The sequence below is a fragment of the Streptomyces aculeolatus genome (assembly GCF_020400605.1).
GTDB lineage: Bacteria > Actinomycetota > Actinomycetes > Streptomycetales > Streptomycetaceae > Streptomyces > Streptomyces aculeolatus.
Map to the genome: position 1 here is coordinate 151,857 of NZ_JAINRD010000004.1, position 16,561 is coordinate 168,417.

The window sequence follows — 16,561 nt, forward strand, 5'->3', positions numbered from 1 at the left end:
TCCTGGGACATGGCGGTATCGTACGCACAAGGAGGGACATCCTACGTGTGATACCGGAGGTTCATCCGGAAGACGAGGAAGATCCGGGAGTGATGAGCCCCGATTCGTAGCCGATGACGACCAGCTGCGCCCGGTCCCGCGCCCCGACCTTGCCCATGATGCGGCTCACATGGGTCTTGGCCGTCAGCGGCGACAGCGCCAGCGACTCGGCGATCTCGGTGTTGTTCAGCCCCCGCGCCACCAGCATCAGCACCTGCCGCTCCCGCTCCGACAGCGCGCCCAGCGCCGCCCCGCCGTGCTGCGTCGCCGACGGCTGCGGCGCCACCGGCAGCCGCACCAGGCGCTCGATGAGGCGGGCCGTGGGGCCCGGCGAGAGCAGCGCGTCGCCGGCGGCGACCGTGCGGATGGCCTCCAGCAGCGCCGCCGGCTGCGTGTCCTTGACCAGGAAGCCGGAGGCGCCGGCGCGCAGCGCGGCCATGATGTGCTCGTCGGTGTCGTAGGTGGTGAGCACCAGCACCCGCACGCCCGCCAGGTCCTCGTCGGCGGCGATGAGCCGGGTGGCCTCGATGCCGTCGAGTTCGGGCATCCGCAGGTCCATCACCACCAGGTCGACGCGCTCGCTGCGGGTCAGCGCCACGGCTTCGCGGCCGTTGCCCGCCTCGCCGACGACCTCCATGTCGGCGGCGGAGTCCACGAGCATGGCGAACGCCTTGCGCACCAGGGTCTGGTCGTCGGCGAGCAGGACGCGGATGGGCTGCGCGGTCATGCGGTGCGGCTCCTGTCGGTGAGGGCGGTACGGGCCCCGGGGCGGTCGGCGCCGGGATCGGCCGGGGCTGCCGCGTCGGAGCCGGCCGGGTCGGCGGGGTCCGCGGGGGGCGCCGCATCCGCGGGGTCGGAGCCCGCCGGATCCGCCGGGTCCGCGGGGGGTGCCGGGTGTGCTGCGCCCGCCGCGTCTGCCGTGCCTGCTGCGGCTGCCGTCACCGCAGGGGCCGTCTCCACGGTCTCGACGCCCTCGGGCCCCGCGGGTGCGCACGGCAGCACGGCGGTGACCGCCCAGCCCGCGGCGTCCGTGCGGCGGGCCGCCTCCAGGGTGCCGCCGACGGTGCGGGCCCGCTCGCGCATGCCGACGATGCCGTAGCCGATACGGGCGCTGCCGCCCGCGGCCGGCGCCCCGGCCCGTACCGGCTCCGCCGGTTCGCCCCGCTCCGCCGTCTCCCCCGGATCCGCGGGGCCGTCGTCGACGACGGTGATGCGCAGCGCGCCCGCCCTCTCGTCGTAGCCGACGGAGATCCGCACGTGCACCGCGGAGCCGGCGTGCTGCACGGCGTTGGTCAGCGACTGCTGCACGATCCGGTACGCCGCCGCCCCCACGCCCCGCGGCACCTCCCGGGCCGCGTCGGCGACGTCGAGGCGCACCTCGGCGCCCCCGGAGCGCGCCGCCGCCGCGAGGTCGGGCAGCCCCGCGAGGCCCGGCGGCGGCCGGGTGCCGTCGACCGCGTCGCCGCCGCGCAGCACCTGCAGCGTGGTGCGCAGTTCGGCGCGGGAGTCGCGGCAGGTGCCGGCGATGCCGTCGAGGGCGTCGGCCAGCGCCGCGCGGTCCAGCCGGCCGGGGTCGGCGACCAGCAGATGGGCGGCCACCGACGTCTGCACGCCGATGAGGGTGATGCTGTGGGCCAGCAGGTCGTGCAGGTCCTGGGCGATGCGCAGCCGTTCCTCGGCGACCCGGCGGGCGGCGGTCTCCTCCCGGGTGCGCTCGGCGCGTTCGGCGCGCTCGACGATGGCGCCGACGTAGTTGCGGTGCACCCGCACCGCCTCGCCGAGCAGCGCCACCGCCATGACCCAGCCGGAGGTGCGCAGCAGTTCGGCGCCCTGGTCGGCGCTGCGCAGCGTGAGCATGGTGACGCCGGCGACGACGAGGCCGCCGGTGACCAGCAGGGTCCGCAGCCGGGGCCCGGCGACGGCGAGGGAGTAGACGGCGACCATCAGCGCGGGCGTCGGCGCGCTGTGGATGTTGTCGAGGATGTGGTACGGGGCCTCGGGGAGGATGGACAGCAGGAAGACGCCCATCGGGTAGCGGCGGCGCCACGCCAGCACCGCCACCATGACGAACAGCAGCAGCCAGCCGGCGGCATCCGGCCGGTGCGCGCTGGTCCCGACGGCGCCGAACAGCGCCAGGCACGCGACGACGGCGCCGACGAACACGGTGAACAGAACATCCCGGCGCGTCGGCTGCTTCAGCCCCGCCAGCCGGGTCCTCGCTGACTGCATGACCACCATCCTCGCCCACGGCTCCGCGTGCGCAACTCCTCGGTACGGGCAGACCGTCCACGCGCCCCCCCGAGGGCACGTGGACGGCCGCTTCCGGGCCGCACGGAGCGTACGGCCGGGGCGGGGCGGGCTGGGGTCTGTCGTTTGGATCTTCGCCGGGCTCGCGGCGGCTGGCACTGCACCTCGCGGCGTTGTCGTCGGTCGACGACGCTCCGCGTCGCCTCCCTCCTCCGCCTTGCGATGCGCAGCACCAGCCGCCGCTCCCTGATCCAGCAAGACCCAAACGACAGACCCTAGTTCGCCGCCGCGCCCGCGGGTTCCGGCTCCCGCGGGGCCTCTTCGGCCGGGGGCGGGGCCTCCTCGCGCTTCGACAGCGGGCCCGGCCACCAGATCTTCTTGCCCAGCAGCCAGCTCGCGGACGTCACCAGGTAGGTGCGGACCAGGAACGTGTCCAGCAGGACGCCGACCGCGACGACGAACCCCAGCTCGAAGATCATCACCATCGGCATCGTCATCAGCACCCCGAACGTCGCCGCCAGCACCACGCCCGCCGAGGCGATGACACCGCCGGTGCGGCGCAGCGCGGTGAGCGCCGCGGTGCGGGTGTCGGCGCCGGCCGTGGCCTCCTCGCGCATCCGGTGCAGCAGGAAGATCCCGTAGTCGACGCCCAGGGCGACGCCGAAGACGAAGGTCAGCAGCGCCAGTTCGCCGCCGATGCCCGGGTAGCCCATCACCGGCTCGAAGACCAGGCCGCCGATGCCCATCGCCGCGCCCCACGACGCCACGACGGCGACGGTCAGCACCAGCGGCGCGACGAGGCTGCGCAGCAGGGCGATGAGGATGACGAGAACGGCGGCCAGGGTGAGGGGGATGACGAGCTTGCGGTCCTTGGAGTTGGCGTCCGCCAGGTCCAGCGCCTCCGCGCTCGGGCCGCCGACGAGGGCGTCGGCGCCGTCGAGGGCGCCGAGTTCGGAGCGCAGGCCGGCGATCGTACGGTCCTCCCCCGCGGACTGCGGCGGGTCGGCGGCGTAGACGGTGATCTCGCTGAACCCGTTGCCGGAGCGGGCGATCTCCGCGGAGGCGACGCCCTCCACGCCCTGCGCCGCCGACAGCGCCTCGTCCGCCCGCGCCGTGTTCGCAACGATCGTGATCGCCTGCGCGCCCTGGTCGGGGTAGGCCTCCTTCACCTTCTCCATCGCGGTGATCGACTCGGGCCTGTCGGTGAAGGCGTCCTCCTGCTTGAGGTTGCCCGGCAGGTTGAACGCGCCGAGCGCCAGCGCGCCGAGCAGCACCACGCCGCCGGCGAGGATCGCCACCGGGCGGCGGCCCACCGAGGAGCCCATCCGGTCGAAGAAGCCGCGCCGCTTGGGCTCGCTGCCCAGGGTGGGCACCAGCGGCCAGAAGATGCGGCGGCCGAAGAGCACCATGAGTGCCGGCAGCAGCGTCGTCATCACCGCGAGCGCGCACACCACGCCGACCGCGCCGACCGGGCCGAGGCCCGCGCTGGAGTTGAGGTCCGCGGCCAGCAGGCAGATCAGGCCCGCCGCGACCGTGCCGGAGGAGGCGAGGATCGCCGGGCCGCAGCTGCGTACGGCCGTCAGCATCGCCCTCTGCGGCTCTTCCGTGCGGCGCAGTTCCTCCCGGTATCTGGCGACGAGCAGCAGCGCGTAGTCGGTGCCCGCGCCGAAGATGAGCACCGTCATCACCGCGGAGCTCATCGAGGTGACGGTCAGGTCGAACGCCTGGATGAGGCCGTAGACGACGGCCATGGAGCTCAGCGACGCCACGCCCACGCACACCAGCGGCAGCAGCCACAGGAACGGGCTGCGGTAGGTGAGGATCAGCAGGATCGTCACGATGCCCGCCGTGGTGTACATCAGGGTGCCGTCGACCGCTTCGTAGACGGCCTCGGAGTCGGCCTGGATGCCGGCGGGGCCGCCGAGTTCGACGGACAGGCCCTCGGGGGGATCCGCGACGAGCTGCTCGCGGATCTCCTCGACGGCCGCCATCTGGGCGTCCTCGTCGGGCAGTCCGACGACGGAGAACGGCACCATCAGGGTGCTGCCGTCCTCGGCGGGCACGGCCTGCGGCGTGCCGTCCCCGGCCAGTTCGTACCGGCCGGCGAGGTCGGCGGCGTGCTCGGCGGCGAGTTCGCGGTCGGCGGCGGTGACGCCGCCGTCGCGCTGGTAGACGAGGATCCCGGCGAGGGTGTCGCCGCCGGGCATCTCCTCGGCTATGCGCGAGACCTGCGTCGAGTCGGCGCTGCCCGGCAGGTAGTCGACGGCGCGGTCGCGGGTCGCGTCCCCGAGCTTGCTGCCGAACGGCATGGCCAGTGCGAGGATCGCGACCCACAGGCCGAGCACGGCCCAGGGCAGCCAGCGGCGCCGGGATCCCGGCGCCCGGCCGGACGGTGCTTCGGGTGGTGCTGATACGGCGCCCATGGCGGGCTCTCCCTCCGGGAAGCAACTGGACTGGCCCCAGCTTCCCCCGGAAATCGGGCGCCGCTCTTCGCTCCCGGGTGCGAAACCTCGCTTACTGCGCGGGGTGTCCCGCGCCCTCCGGTGCTCCCCGGGGAGTACTCCTAGGCGCCCTCCTTCAGCACCGTCCTGACGATCTCGCGCTGGGCGCCGGTCAGCCGCGGGTCGGCGAAGTGGGCGGTGCGGCCGCCCGCCGTGACGCGGTACGCGAAGCCGTCGGGTACGCCCGCGGGCGGGGCGGCCGCGCCCTCCGCGAGCGCCCGGCGGGCCAGGGCCTCCAGGCCGGCCGCGTCCGCGCGGCCGGCCGTGTCCAGGGTCGCCTCGCGGGTCAGGCCCGCGAAGCCCCCGGTGCGGGTGACGGTGATGCGCATGCCCCCACGCCTACCCCGCCTGCGGCGGCGCACCCTCACGGGCCGGGGTCTGCCGCGGCACCGTGGCCTCCGCGTCGGTGGGCACGCCCACCTGCGACCAGGCCGAGAGGACCGCGGCGTGCTCCGCGCCGTCGCCGTAGCGGGCCTCGGCGGCGGCCGCGGTCGCGGCGGCGAACGCGGCGAAGTCGGCCGTGGTGGTCAGGGAGCCGCCGGTCAGCACGTCGTACCAGATGCGGCCCGCGCGCTCCCAGGCGTTGCCGCCGAGTTCGGTGGCCAGCAGGTAGAAGGCGTGGTTGGGGATGCCGGAGTTGATGTGGACGCCGCCGTTGTCGGTGGAGGTGTCCACGTAGTCCGCCATCGTCGCCGGCTGGGGGTCCTTGCCGAGAACGTCGTCGTCGTAGGCGGTGCCGGGGGCCTTCATCGAGCGCAGCGCCTCGCCGCTGACGCCGGGGGCCAGGAGTTCGGCGCCGATGAGCCAGTCGGCGTCCGCGGCGGACTCGCCCTGGACGTACTGCTTGATGAGGGAGCCGAAGACGTCGGAGACCGACTCGTTGAGCGCCCCGGACTGGCCGAAGTACTCCAGGTTCGCGGTGTACTGCGTGACGCCGTGCGCCAGCTCGTGGCCGATGACGTCGACCGCGAGGGTGAAGTCGAGGAACACCTCGCCGTCGCCGTCGCCGAAGACCATCTGCTCGCCGTCCCAGAAGGCGTTGCCGTAGTCCTCGCCGTAGTGGACGGTCGCGTTCAGCGGCAGCCCCGCGCCGTCGATCGAGTTGCGCGCGAAGCCGCTGAGGAACAGCTCGAAGGTGGCGCCGAGGCCGTCGTACGCGCGGTTGACGGTGGCGTCCTCGACGGGCTCCGCGCCCTCCTTGCGGACCTCGGTGCCGGGCAGGTCCTGGGTCGTCTCCGCGTCGTAGACCGTGCGCTTCGGCTTCGCGTCCTCCTGCGCCGGGCGGGCGGCCGGCGGGGCGGCCAGGCCGCGCACGGTGGTGATGCGGCGGCGGGTGCGCTGCAGCGCGTCGCGCTCCAGGGTGCGGCGGGCGCGGGCGGACAGCGCCGGGTTGTCGGTACGCGCCAGCTTGTCCAGCATGTGGGGCGGCACGATCGTGCAGAACACGGGGGTACGTGAGATGGCGTCCATGCTCGCAATGTGTCACTGAGTAATCGACTTGTCACTCCCCGCAGCGGGTTGTTCGCGATTTCGGGTGTCCGGGGCCCGACCGGGCTCCACGCGGGGTCTCGCATCGTGATACTGATCGGCCGGCGCCGACGGGGCTGGGCTAGTGTGGTCGGCATCGTGCGTTACGGGCTGCTTCTTCTTAGCCGCCGCGGCGAGGGTCTGCTGTCGTAGACCGACCCCCTCCCCGCGGAGTCCGGTGCTGCCACCCGTCGGTCGACGACCAGCTCGCGCGAAGGAGCCCATCCCACCATGTCCCGTCCCGGTAATGCCGTCGGCCGCGGTACGCCCGTCACCGCCGCCACCGTGCGCCAGCAGCCCTCCGGCATGCCCGTGCACCGCTACCGCCCGTACGACGCCGTCGACATCCCCGACCGCACCTGGCCCGCGGGCCGCGTCACGCACGCCCCCCGGTGGCTCTCCACCGACCTGCGCGACGGCAACCAGGCCCTGATCGACCCCATGTCGCCGGCGCGGAAACGCGCCATGTTCGACCTCCTGGTACGCATGGGCTACAAGGAGATCGAGGTCGGCTTCCCCTCCTCCGGGCAGACCGACTTCGACTTCGTACGCTCCATCATCGAGGACGGCGCCATCCCCGAGGACGTGACGATCTCCGTCCTGACCCAGGCGCGCGAGGAGCTGATCGAGCGCACCGTCCAGTCGCTCCAGGGCGCCCACCGGGCCACCGTCCACCTGTACAACGCCACCGCGCCCGTCTGGCGCGAGGTCGTCTTCCGCGGCTCGCGCGACGCGGTGAAGCAGATCGCCGTCGACGGCACCCGGCTGGTCGTGGAGTACGCCGAGAAGCTGCTGGACGACCGCACCGTCTTCGGCTACCAGTACAGCCCGGAGATCTTCACCGACACCGAGCTGGACTTCGCGCTGGAGGTCTGCGAGGGCGTCATGGACGTCTGGCAGCCCGAGGACGGCCGCGAGATCATCCTCAACCTGCCGGCCACCGTGGAGCGCTCCACGCCCTCCACCCACGCCGACCGCTTCGAGTGGATGTCGCGGAACCTGACCCGCCGCGAGCACGTCTGCCTGTCCGTCCACCCGCACAACGACCGCGGCACCGCCGTCGCCGCCGCCGAGCTGGCGCTCATGGCCGGCGCCGACCGCATCGAGGGCTGCCTGTTCGGGCAGGGCGAGCGGACCGGCAACGTCGACCTGGTCACCCTGGGCATGAACCTGTTCTCGCAGGGCGTCGACCCGATGATCGACTTCTCGCAGATCGACGAGATCCGGCGCACCTACGAGTACTGCAACCAGATGGGCGTCCACCCCCGCCACCCCTACGTCGGCGACCTCGTCTACACCGCCTTCTCCGGCTCCCACCAGGACGCCATCAAGAAGGGCTTCGAGGCGATGGAGGCCAGGGCCGAGCAGGCCGGCAAGCCCGTCGAGGAGCTGGAGTGGGCGGTGCCGTACCTGCCCATCGACCCCAAGGACGTGGGCCGCTCCTACGAGGCCGTCATCCGCGTCAACTCACAGTCCGGCAAGGGCGGCGTGGCGTACGTGCTCCAGCACGACCACAGCCTCGACCTGCCGCGGCGCATGCAGGTGGAGTTCTCCCGGATCATCCAGACCAAGACCGACGCCGAGGGCGGCGAGGTCACCCCCGCGCAGATCTGGGACGTCTTCCGCGACGAGTACCTGCCCAACCCCGCCAACGCCTGGGGCCGCATCCAGCTCCGCGGCGGGCAGACGACGACCGACCGGGACGGCGTCGACACCCTCACCGTCCAGGCCGACGTCGACGGCGCCGAGACCACCCTCGTCGGCACCGGCAACGGGCCCATCTCCGCGTTCTTCCACGCCCTCCAGGGCGTCGGCATCGACGCCCGGCTCCTGGACTACCAGGAGCACACGATGAGCGAGGGCGCCAGCTCGCAGGCAGCCTCGTACATCGAGGTCGCCGTCGACGGCAAGGTGCTGTGGGGCATCGGCATCGACGCCAACACCACGCGCGCGTCGCTGAAGGCCGTCGTCTCCGCCGTCAACCGCGCCGCCCGCTGACCCGGCGGCACCTGCACCCGGCACCCGCGGCGCCCCGGAGGCACCCGCGGGACCACCCCGGAGCGCCCTGCGCCCCGCGCGCCGTCCGACCGCGGACGGGGCGCGGGGCGCGGCTCGTTCGCACCGCCTTGACGTGCACGAGGGCTGACGATGTCGGCCGGTGTGGTTAGCATCACGTCAGCGCGGCAGCGTTGCCGAAGCGTGATGGAGGTCGACGTGACGCATATCCTCCGCCGGTTCGCCGGCGTGCGGACGTCCTGGCACACCGAGTCCGACGGTGAGTTCTTCTGCCCCGGCTGCGGCGGCGACCGCAACTACAGCCGGCGCACCGGCAGACGGCGGTTCACCGTCCTGGGCGTACCCGTGCTGCCGCGCGGCGCCGCAGGACCCGTCGTGGAATGCACCGACTGCGGCGGCCACTTCGGCCTCACGTCCCTGGCGGAACCCACCTCCACGCGCTTCGCGCTGCTGCTGCGCGACGCCACGCACGCCGTCGCGCTCGCCGTCCTCCACGCCGGCGGCACCTCCTCCGCCGCCGTCCGCTCCGCCGCCGTGACCGCGGTGCGCACCGCGGGGTACGACGACTGCACGGAGGAGCAGCTGCTGACGCTGCTGGCGGCCATCGAGGCCGACTCGGGGCGGATGCCCGACCTGTGCGCCGACCTCCCGCCCGAGCAGCGGAACTTCGAGGCGGAGCTGCGCGAGACGCTGGCGCCGCTCGCGCCGCACCTGGTGCCGGCCGGGCGGGAGTCGATCCTGCTCTCCGGGGCGCGCATCGCGCTCGCGGACGGGGCGTACACGCCGCCGGAGTGGGAGACGCTCGTCGTCGTCGGCGACGCGCTGCTGCTGCCCGCCTCGGACGTCGGGCGGCTGCTGACGTCGGCGCGTACGCCGTCGTAAGGGGCGCGCGGGACCCGCGCGCCTCCACGCGCCCCCCCGCACCGCCCCGTCTTCCGCCGGGCCCCCTCGGGGCCCTCCTCCGGCCCTGCCTCAGAAGCCCAGTCGGCGGAGCTTCTTCGGGTCCCGCTGCCAGTCCTTGGCGACCTTCACGTGGATGTCCAGGTACACGGGCGTGCCCAGCAGCGCCTCGATGTGCCCGCGGGCCTGGGTGCCGATCTCCTTCAGCCGCTTGCCCTTGGGCCCGATGACGATGCCCTTCTGGCTGTCGCGCTCGATGAACAGGTTGGCGTGGATGTCCAGCAGCGGCCGGTCCTCCGGGCGGTCCTCGCGCGGCTCCATCTCGTCGACCACCACCGCGATCGAGTGCGGCAGCTCGTCGCGTACGCCCTCCAGAGCCGCCTCCCGGATCAGCTCGGCGACCATCACCTGCTCCGGCTCGTCGGTCAGCTCCCCGTCCGGGTACAGCTCCGGGCCCTCCGGCAGCAGCGGCACCAGCAGGTCGGCGAGCAGGTCGACCTGCTTGCCCTCGACCGCGGAGACCGGCACCACCTCCGCCCACTCGAAGCCCAGGTCCTTCGCCATCCGGTCCACGGCCACGAGCTGCGCGGCGATCGTGTCGGAGTCGGCCAGGTCGGTCTTCGTGACGACGGCGACCTTCGGGGTACGCCGCAGGGCGGCCAGCTCCGCGGCGATGTACCGGTCGCCCGGGCCGATCTTCTCGTTCGCCGGCGCGCAGAAGCCGATCACGTCGACCTCGGCCCAGGTGGCGCGTACCGCGTCGTTGAGCCGCTGGCCCAGCAGCGTGCGCGGCTTGTGGTAGCCGGGGGTGTCGACGAGCACGAGCTGCGCGTCGGGGCGGTGGACGATGCCGCGCACGGTGTGCCGGGTCGTCTGCGGCCGGCTGGAGGTGATGGCCACCTTCTGGCCGACCAGCGCATTGGTCAGGGTCGACTTGCCGGCGTTGGGCCGGCCGACGAAGCAGGCGAAGCCGGAGCGGTGCCCGGTGTCAGGGGTGGTCATGGGAAGCATTCTCCCCGACCGCGCCCCGCCTCCGACCGCCGCTCCGGCGTCCGCGGCACCGTGCGGTGCACGCGCGACCCCGGCAGGCGCGAGCGCTACGCGCCCAGCAGCCGGGCGCCGCCCTCGGGGGCCAGGCCGGCGAGGATCTCGTCGATCCGCGCCAGGGTGTCCTGGTGCAGTTCCACGCGGGCCGCCGCCACGTTCTCCTCGATGTGCGCCGGGGTCCGGCTGCCCGGGATGGGCACGACGTGGTCGTCCTGGTGCAGCAGCCACGCCAGCGCGAGCTGCCCGGGCGTGAGCCCCACGTCGGCGGCGACCGCGCGCAGCGGCGCGAAGCGGTCGTGGTTGGTCTTGAGGTTCGCGGCGTCGAAGGCGCCGATGTTGCGGCGGAAGTCGCTCTCCGCGACGTCCGTCACCGAGCCGGTGAGGAAGCCCGTACCCAGCGGACCCCACGCGACGAGGCCGACGCCCAGCTCGCGCGCCGCGGCGTGCAGGTCCGGGTCGACGGGCGTCCACATCGACCACTGCGTCTGCACCGCCGCGACCGGGTGCACGGCGTGTGCGCGGCGCAGCTGCTCCCCGGTGACGTTCGACAGGCCCAGGTGGCGGACCTTGCCCTCCGCGACCAGCTCGGCCATCGCGCCGGTGGTGTCCTCGATCGGCACGGCGGGGTCGGGGTAGTGCACGTAGTAGAGGTCGATGCGGTCGGTGTCCAGGTTCCGCAGGGAGTCCTCGGCGTAGCCGCGTACGTACCGGGGCTCGGCGTTGACCGCGAGGTGGCCGAAGGCGTAGCTGACGGGATGCGTGCGCGCCTCGGCGCCCTCGGGAAGGCTCAGCCCGAACTTCGTGGCCAGCACCACCTCGTCGCGCCGCCCGCGCAGGGCGCGGCCCACCAGGCGCTCGTTGTGCCCATCGGGGCCGTAGGCGTCGGAGGTGTCGACGTGGGTGGCGCCCGCGTCGAGCGCGGCGCGCACCGCCGCGACGCCGCGGTCGTCGTCGGTCTCGCCGTAGACGCCGGGCGAGAGCACCATCGCGCCGTAGCCGATGGCGGGGGTTTCGAGGGAGCCGAGGGTGCGGACAGGGACGGTGTTCGAAACTGTCGTCATGCCCGCAGCCTCCGCGGAATTGCGTGGCGGCGTCCAAGACCTACGGCTATAACCGGTGGCTATGGACGTCCACGTACGTGATCTGCGCTATTTCGCGGCGGTCGCGGAGGAGCTGAGCTTCACCCGCGCCGCCGAGCGGCTGTACGTCTCCCAGCCGGCGCTGTCCAAGCAGATCAGGGCGCTGGAGCGGCAGCTCGGCTTCCCCCTCTTCGAGCGGCGGCCGCGGGAGATCGCGCTCACCCCGCAGGGCGCGGCGCTGCTGCCGGCGGCGCGGGAGCTGGCGGCGGGCTGGGCGGAGGCGGTACGGGCCGCGCGCACGGCCGGGCCGGCGGAGTCGCTGGCGGTGGGCATGCAGACGGCGGTGGGGCGCGAGTTGCAGCGGAAGGTGCTCGCCCGGTTCCGGGAGCGGGGCTGGCGGATCTCGCTGCGGCTCGTCAACTGGGAGGACCCCACGGCGGGGCTGGCCGGCGGGGGCGCCGACGCGGCGTTCTGCTGGCTGCCGGTGCCGGGGGTGGGCGCGGAGCTGACGGCGAAGGTGCTGGTGCGGGAGGAGCGCTGGGTGGCGCTGCCGCGGGGGCACCGGTTCGCGGACCGGGCTGAGGTGGCGTTCGCGGAGCTGCTCGACGAGCCGTTCGTGGCGCTGCCGCGGTCGGCGGGGCCGCTGCGCGACTTCTGGCTGGGCACGGCGGAGCGGGAGGGGCGGGAGCCGGTGGTGGCGCTGGAGGCGTCGTCGCCGGAGGAGGTGTTCGAGGCGGTGGGCGCGGGGCTGGGCGTGGTGCTGCTGGCGGAGGGCAACGCGCGGCTGTACCCGCGGCCGGACGTGGTGTCGGTGCCGGTACGGGGGCTGGCGCCGAGCGAACTGGCGCTGGTGTGGCGGGCGGACGACGACCGCAGGGAGGTCGCGGAGTTCACGGCGGCGTTCCGGGAGGCGGCGGGACCCGCGGGCGGCGGCGACCGGCACGGCGGGAGGGCCGGGCAGAGGACGCGGCAGGGTACGTAGGCCGTCGCGGCCAGCGCGGCCAGCGCGAGGATAGGGCACCCGCGGGTGGGGCGTGCGGGGCGCGTGGGCGGGCGGGGTGGGCGGCGCGGGCGCCGGGCGGGGGGCGCGGCGGCGCGCGGAACATCACCCTCAGGACGGACTGTACGGAACGTAGCGGCGTGGTTACCTGATGCACGTGATCGTCCGTGCCGCGCTCGTCCGCGGGCTCGCCCTGCGCGCCGTGCTCGCGCTGCTCCTCGGGGTGCTGCTCGTGCCCGGCGGAGCCGTCGAGCGCGTGAGCGCCGCGGACGCCTATCCCACGTCCTCCGCCGCCCCCGGAACGCCCGGAGTCCCCGGGGAAGCGGCGCCCGGCGAGGACACCGGACCCGCACCGGGCCTCGCGCGGCGCGGACCGCGGCCGGCGAAGGCCGGGCGCGCCGACCGGGCCGGCCGCATGCGCGCGACCGCCCCGTGGCCCGCGCCCCGGACGCCCTGCGCCGAAGCGGCCGCGGCCCGTGCCTTCCGCTACGCCCCGGAGGCCGCGGCGCTCGCCGCCGCGCGCGGGCGGTACGCCGTACTGCGCTGCTGACAGGGCCGCGGGGCGCGCCCGTATCCGTACGGACGCCTGTCCCGCCGCCCGCAGCCCCCACGTCAGCACGCCAGCGGCAAGCCGGAGTTCGCCATGCCGATCGACCCTTCGCGCGCGCTCGAAGCGTACGTGCGCGCCCAGACCCTCCCTCCCCCACCCGCCGACCGGACAGCCGACCGACCCGCAGACCAGCCCGCAGACAAAACCCCGGACCAGACCGCCGACCACACCCCAGACCACACCGCCGACCAGCCCCGGGACCGCCGTCCCGCAGCACCGGTCCCCGCCGAGCCGGCCCCCGCCGGCGACGCCCCCGCCGGTCACGCCCCCGTGCCCGGCCAGGCCCCCGCCGAACCGCAGGCCGGCGCCGTCCGCCCCGCCCCCGACGTCCCACCCGAGCCGCCGGGGGCTCCGCTGCCGGCGTAACGGCACCCCGCCGCTCACGGGCTACCGCGGTACCGCGGTAGCCCGTGAGCAGGCACCCGCGCCTCGCCCGCGCCTCTCCCACACGTCTGGCGTACCGTCCTCGAAACTCACTGGCCACAGCCGCACCCCACCCCGTTACGATGGCGTCAGGGCCTGCGCGTGGAGCAGGCGTCGGGACCCCGGGCCGGGCGTGGTCCGTCCGGCGGGCCCTCACAGTTACGCGAGCGAAGAAGTGGGATGAGACTCAGGCCCCAGGGCCGGCCCATGACACAGACACCCGTAAGCCGCACCCCCGAAGAGGGACAGGCCCGCGCCCAGATCACGATCCCGGCGAAGCACCCCATGGTGACGGTGCTGGGCTCCGGCGACTCCCTCCTGCGGGTCATCGAGAAAGCGTTCCCCGGCACCGACATCCACGTGCGGGGCAACGAGGTCAGCGCCGTCGGCGCCCCCGAGGAAGTCACCCTCGTCCAGCGTCTCTTCGACGAGATGCTGCTCGTCCTGCGCACCGGAGCCCCCATGACGGAGGACGCGGTGGAGCGGACGATCGCCATGCTGAAATCCGACCGCGACGACGAGGCCGGCGGCCACCACGCCCCCTCCGAGGTCCTGACGCAGAACATCCTGTCCAACCGCGGGAAGACGATCCGCCCGAAGACGCTGAACCAGAAGCGCTACGTCGACGCCATCGACAAGCACACCATCGTCTTCGGCATCGGCCCCGCCGGCACGGGCAAGACGTACCTCGCCATGGCCAAGGCGGTCCAGGCCCTGCAGTCCAAGCAGGTCAACCGCATCATCCTGACCCGCCCCGCGGTCGAGGCCGGCGAGCGCCTCGGGTTCCTGCCCGGCACGCTGTACGAGAAGATCGACCCGTACCTGCGCCCGCTGTACGACGCGCTGCACGACATGCTGGACCCGGACTCGATCCCCCGCCTGATGGCGGCCGGCACGATCGAGGTGGCGCCCCTGGCGTACATGCGCGGCCGGAGCCTGAACGACGCGTTCATCATCCTCGACGAGGCGCAGAACACGAATCCCGAGCAGATGAAGATGTTCCTGACCCGGCTCGGGTTCAACTCGAAGATCGTCGTCACCGGCGACATCACCCAGGTCGACCTGCCGGGCGGCACGAGGAGCGGGCTGCGGCAGGTGCAGGGGATCCTGGACGGGGTGCAGGACGTGCACTTCTCCACGCTGACCAGCCAGGACGTCGTCCGGCACAAGCTGGTGAGCCGGATCGTCGAGGCGTACGACAAGTACGACGTCAGGAACGGCGACGACAGGAACGGCAGGGCCTAGACCCGTGTCCGTCGAGGTCAACAACGAATCCGGGGTCGAGGCCGACGAGGAGGCCGTGCTCGACGTCGCGCGGTACGCGCTGGCGCGGATGCGCATCCATCCGCTGTCCGAGCTGTCGGTGATCCTCGTCGACCCGGCCGCGATGGAGCAGTTGCACGTGCAGTGGATGGACGAGCCGGGTCCGACGGACGTGATGTCGTTCCCCATGGACGAGCTGCGGCCGCCCGCCAAGGACGACGAGGAGCCGGTGCAGGGGCTCCTCGGCGACATCGTGCTCTGCCCCGACGTCGCCCGCCGGCAGGGCACCGCGGCGCCGACCGCGCATTCCATGGACGAGGAGCTGCAGCTGCTCACCGTGCACGGGGTGCTGCACCTCCTCGGCTACGAGCACGAGGATCCCGCGGAGAAGGCCGAGATGTTCGGCCTGCAGAAGGCGATCGTCGACGGCTGGCGCGACGAGCGCGGCGTGGCCGGTCCTTCGCCGGCGCCCACCGAGCGATGACCGCCCGGCTGATCGCCGCGGCGGTCCTGCTCGTGGGGGTCGGCTGGCTCGCGTCGTGCGCGGAGACGGCGCTGGCGCGGACGACGCGGATCGCGGCCGAGGACGCGGTACGGGCCGGGCGGCGCGGGTCGGCGAAGCTGCTGGCGGTGACGTCCGACCCGGTGCGCTATCTGAACGTGGCGCTGCTGGTGCGGGTCGGCTGCGAGATGGCCGCGGGTGCCCTCGTGACGTACGCCTGCCTGCGCCATTTCGACCGCACCTGGGAGGCGTTGACCGTCGCGATCGCCGCGATGGTCCTCGTCTCGTACGTCGCGATCGGCGTCTCGCCGCGCACCATCGGCCGCCAGCACCCGGTGGCGACCGCGACCGCGTCCGCGTACGTGCTGCTGCCGCTGGCGCGCGTCATGGGCCCGGTGCCGCGGCTGCTGATCCTGCTGGGCAACGCGCTGACGCCGGGCAAGGGCTTCCGCCAGGGCCCGTTCGCCTCGGAGGCGGAGCTGCGCGCGATGGTGGACCTGGCGGAGAAGGAGTCGCTGATCGAGGACGACGAGCGGCGCATGGTCCACTCGGTCTTCGAGCTCGGCGACACGCTGGTGCGCGAGGTGATGGTGCCGCGTACGGACGTGGTGACCATCGAGCGGTACAAGACGCTCCGGCAGGCGCTGACGCTCGCGCTGCGCTCCGGTTTCTCGCGGATCCCGGTGACGGGCGAGAGCGAGGACGACGTCGTCGGCGTGGTGTATCTGAAGGACCTCGCGCGCAAGGTCCACATCAGCCGCGAGGCCGAGTCGGAGCTGGTGTCGACGGCGATGCGGCCGGCGGCGTTCGTGCCGGACACGAAGAAGGCCGCGGACATGCTGCGGGAGATGCAGCAGCAGCGGATCCACGTGGCGGTCGTCATCGACGAGTACGGGTCGACGGCGGGGATCGTGACGATCGAGGACATCCTGGAGGAGATCGTCGGCGAGATCACCGACGAGTACGACCGGGAGCTGCCGCCGGCGGCGGAGCTGGGCGACGACCGCTACCGGGTCACGGCCCGCCTCGACATCGGCGACCTGGGCGAGCTGTACGACCTGGAGCTGGACGACGAGGACGTGGAGACGGTCGGCGGACTGCTGGCCAAGCAGTTGGGGCGGGTGCCGATCGCGGGGGCGACGGCGGAGGTCGACGTCACGCACGACGGTTCGGACCCGGGGCTGCGGGCGCTGCGGCTGACCGCGGAGTCGCCGGCGGGGCGGCGGAACAAGATCGTGACGGTCCTGGTGGAGCCGGTACGGGAGACCCCGGTGGAGCAGGACGAGAACGCGTAGCCCCTCCCCCGCGCCGCCTCTCCGTACGTGCGCCTCGGCGCGGTCCGGCCACGCAGGCCGTACGCGGGTTGGGGGTGGCCCGTCCGACGGCGGCCAGGCCGGGTTCGTATGC

The 16,561-nt window shown here is 73.7% G+C and carries 15 protein-coding genes; 8 read left to right on the forward strand and 7 right to left on the reverse strand.

Features of this window, described 5'->3' with window-relative positions; translation table 11 throughout:
- Window positions 1–61: 61 nt before the first annotated feature.
- The 5 genes from LG396_RS09360 to LG396_RS09380 all read right to left on the reverse strand — a co-directional run bounded on the left by LG396_RS09360 (window position 62) and on the right by LG396_RS09380 (window position 6,257).
- The gene (locus LG396_RS09360) at window positions 62–766 is read right to left on the reverse strand and encodes a response regulator (RefSeq protein WP_018834363.1); all 705 of its coding nucleotides are present in this window, start codon (window positions 764–766) and stop codon (window positions 62–64) included.
- Entirely contained in the window at window positions 763–2,268 is a 1,506-nt protein-coding gene (locus LG396_RS09365) for a sensor histidine kinase (protein WP_372483476.1), read from the reverse strand. Before LG396_RS09365 ends, LG396_RS09360 begins: the two co-directional genes overlap by 4 nt.
- A 293-nt stretch (window positions 2,269–2,561) precedes the next feature.
- Complete coding sequence (locus LG396_RS09370; protein ID WP_225794571.1) at window positions 2,562–4,631, reverse strand: MMPL family transporter; 2,070 nt, start codon at window positions 4,629–4,631, stop codon at window positions 2,562–2,564.
- Between the two features lie 218 nt (window positions 4,632–4,849).
- Window positions 4,850–5,116 (reverse strand): protealysin inhibitor emfourin, encoded by a 267-nt coding sequence (locus LG396_RS09375; protein WP_018834360.1) that lies wholly within the window; start codon window positions 5,114–5,116, stop codon window positions 4,850–4,852.
- Between the two features lie 10 nt (window positions 5,117–5,126).
- Entirely contained in the window at window positions 5,127–6,257 is a 1,131-nt protein-coding gene (locus tag LG396_RS09380; protein ID WP_225794373.1) for a M4 family metallopeptidase, read from the reverse strand.
- Between the two features lie 288 nt (window positions 6,258–6,545).
- On the opposite strand from LG396_RS09380, the gene leuA reads away from it, so the two are divergent.
- Complete coding sequence (gene leuA, locus LG396_RS09385; protein WP_037752524.1) at window positions 6,546–8,312, forward strand: 2-isopropylmalate synthase; 1,767 nt, start codon at window positions 6,546–6,548, stop codon at window positions 8,310–8,312.
- A gap of 204 nt (window positions 8,313–8,516) precedes the next feature.
- The gene (locus LG396_RS09390) at window positions 8,517–9,212 is read left to right on the forward strand and encodes a zinc ribbon domain-containing protein (RefSeq protein WP_018834357.1); all 696 of its coding nucleotides are present in this window, start codon (window positions 8,517–8,519) and stop codon (window positions 9,210–9,212) included.
- Window positions 9,213–9,302: 90 nt separating this feature from the next.
- Here the strand turns inward: LG396_RS09390 and era are convergent, their stop codons facing one another.
- Window positions 9,303–10,232: a GTPase Era gene (era, locus tag LG396_RS09395; protein WP_018834356.1), complete on the reverse strand. Its 930-nt coding sequence runs from the start codon at window positions 10,230–10,232 to the stop codon at window positions 9,303–9,305.
- Window positions 10,233–10,327: 95 nt separating this feature from the next.
- Window positions 10,328–11,338, reverse strand: coding sequence for an aldo/keto reductase (locus LG396_RS09400; protein ID WP_018853932.1), 1,011 nt, complete (start codon window positions 11,336–11,338; stop codon window positions 10,328–10,330).
- A gap of 61 nt (window positions 11,339–11,399) precedes the next feature.
- Here LG396_RS09400 and LG396_RS09405 point away from each other — a divergent pair, with 61 nt between their 5' ends.
- From LG396_RS09405 to LG396_RS09430, 6 genes are all read left to right on the forward strand, one after another.
- Window positions 11,400–12,338, forward strand: coding sequence for a LysR family transcriptional regulator (locus LG396_RS09405; RefSeq protein ID WP_225794374.1), 939 nt, complete (start codon window positions 11,400–11,402; stop codon window positions 12,336–12,338).
- Window positions 12,339–12,507: 169 nt separating this feature from the next.
- Window positions 12,508–12,906, forward strand: coding sequence for a hypothetical protein (locus tag LG396_RS09410; protein WP_225794375.1), 399 nt, complete (start codon window positions 12,508–12,510; stop codon window positions 12,904–12,906).
- A gap of 93 nt (window positions 12,907–12,999) precedes the next feature.
- Window positions 13,000–13,332 (forward strand): hypothetical protein, encoded by a 333-nt coding sequence (locus LG396_RS09415; RefSeq protein WP_225794376.1) that lies wholly within the window; start codon window positions 13,000–13,002, stop codon window positions 13,330–13,332.
- A gap of 264 nt (window positions 13,333–13,596) precedes the next feature.
- Window positions 13,597–14,634 (forward strand): PhoH family protein, encoded by a 1,038-nt coding sequence (locus tag LG396_RS09420; protein WP_026276028.1) that lies wholly within the window; start codon window positions 13,597–13,599, stop codon window positions 14,632–14,634.
- A 4-nt stretch (window positions 14,635–14,638) separates the two neighbouring features.
- Window positions 14,639–15,136 carry an rRNA maturation RNase YbeY gene (ybeY, locus tag LG396_RS09425; protein WP_225794377.1) on the forward strand — a complete coding sequence of 166 codons (498 nt, stop codon included), beginning with the start codon at window positions 14,639–14,641 and terminating at the stop codon, window positions 15,134–15,136.
- On the forward strand, window positions 15,133–16,449 hold the full coding sequence (locus tag LG396_RS09430) for a hemolysin family protein (protein ID WP_225794378.1): 1,317 nt from the start codon (window positions 15,133–15,135) through the stop codon (window positions 16,447–16,449). The genes ybeY and LG396_RS09430 overlap by 4 nt, the downstream gene beginning before the upstream one ends.
- Window positions 16,450–16,561 lie beyond the last annotated feature (112 nt).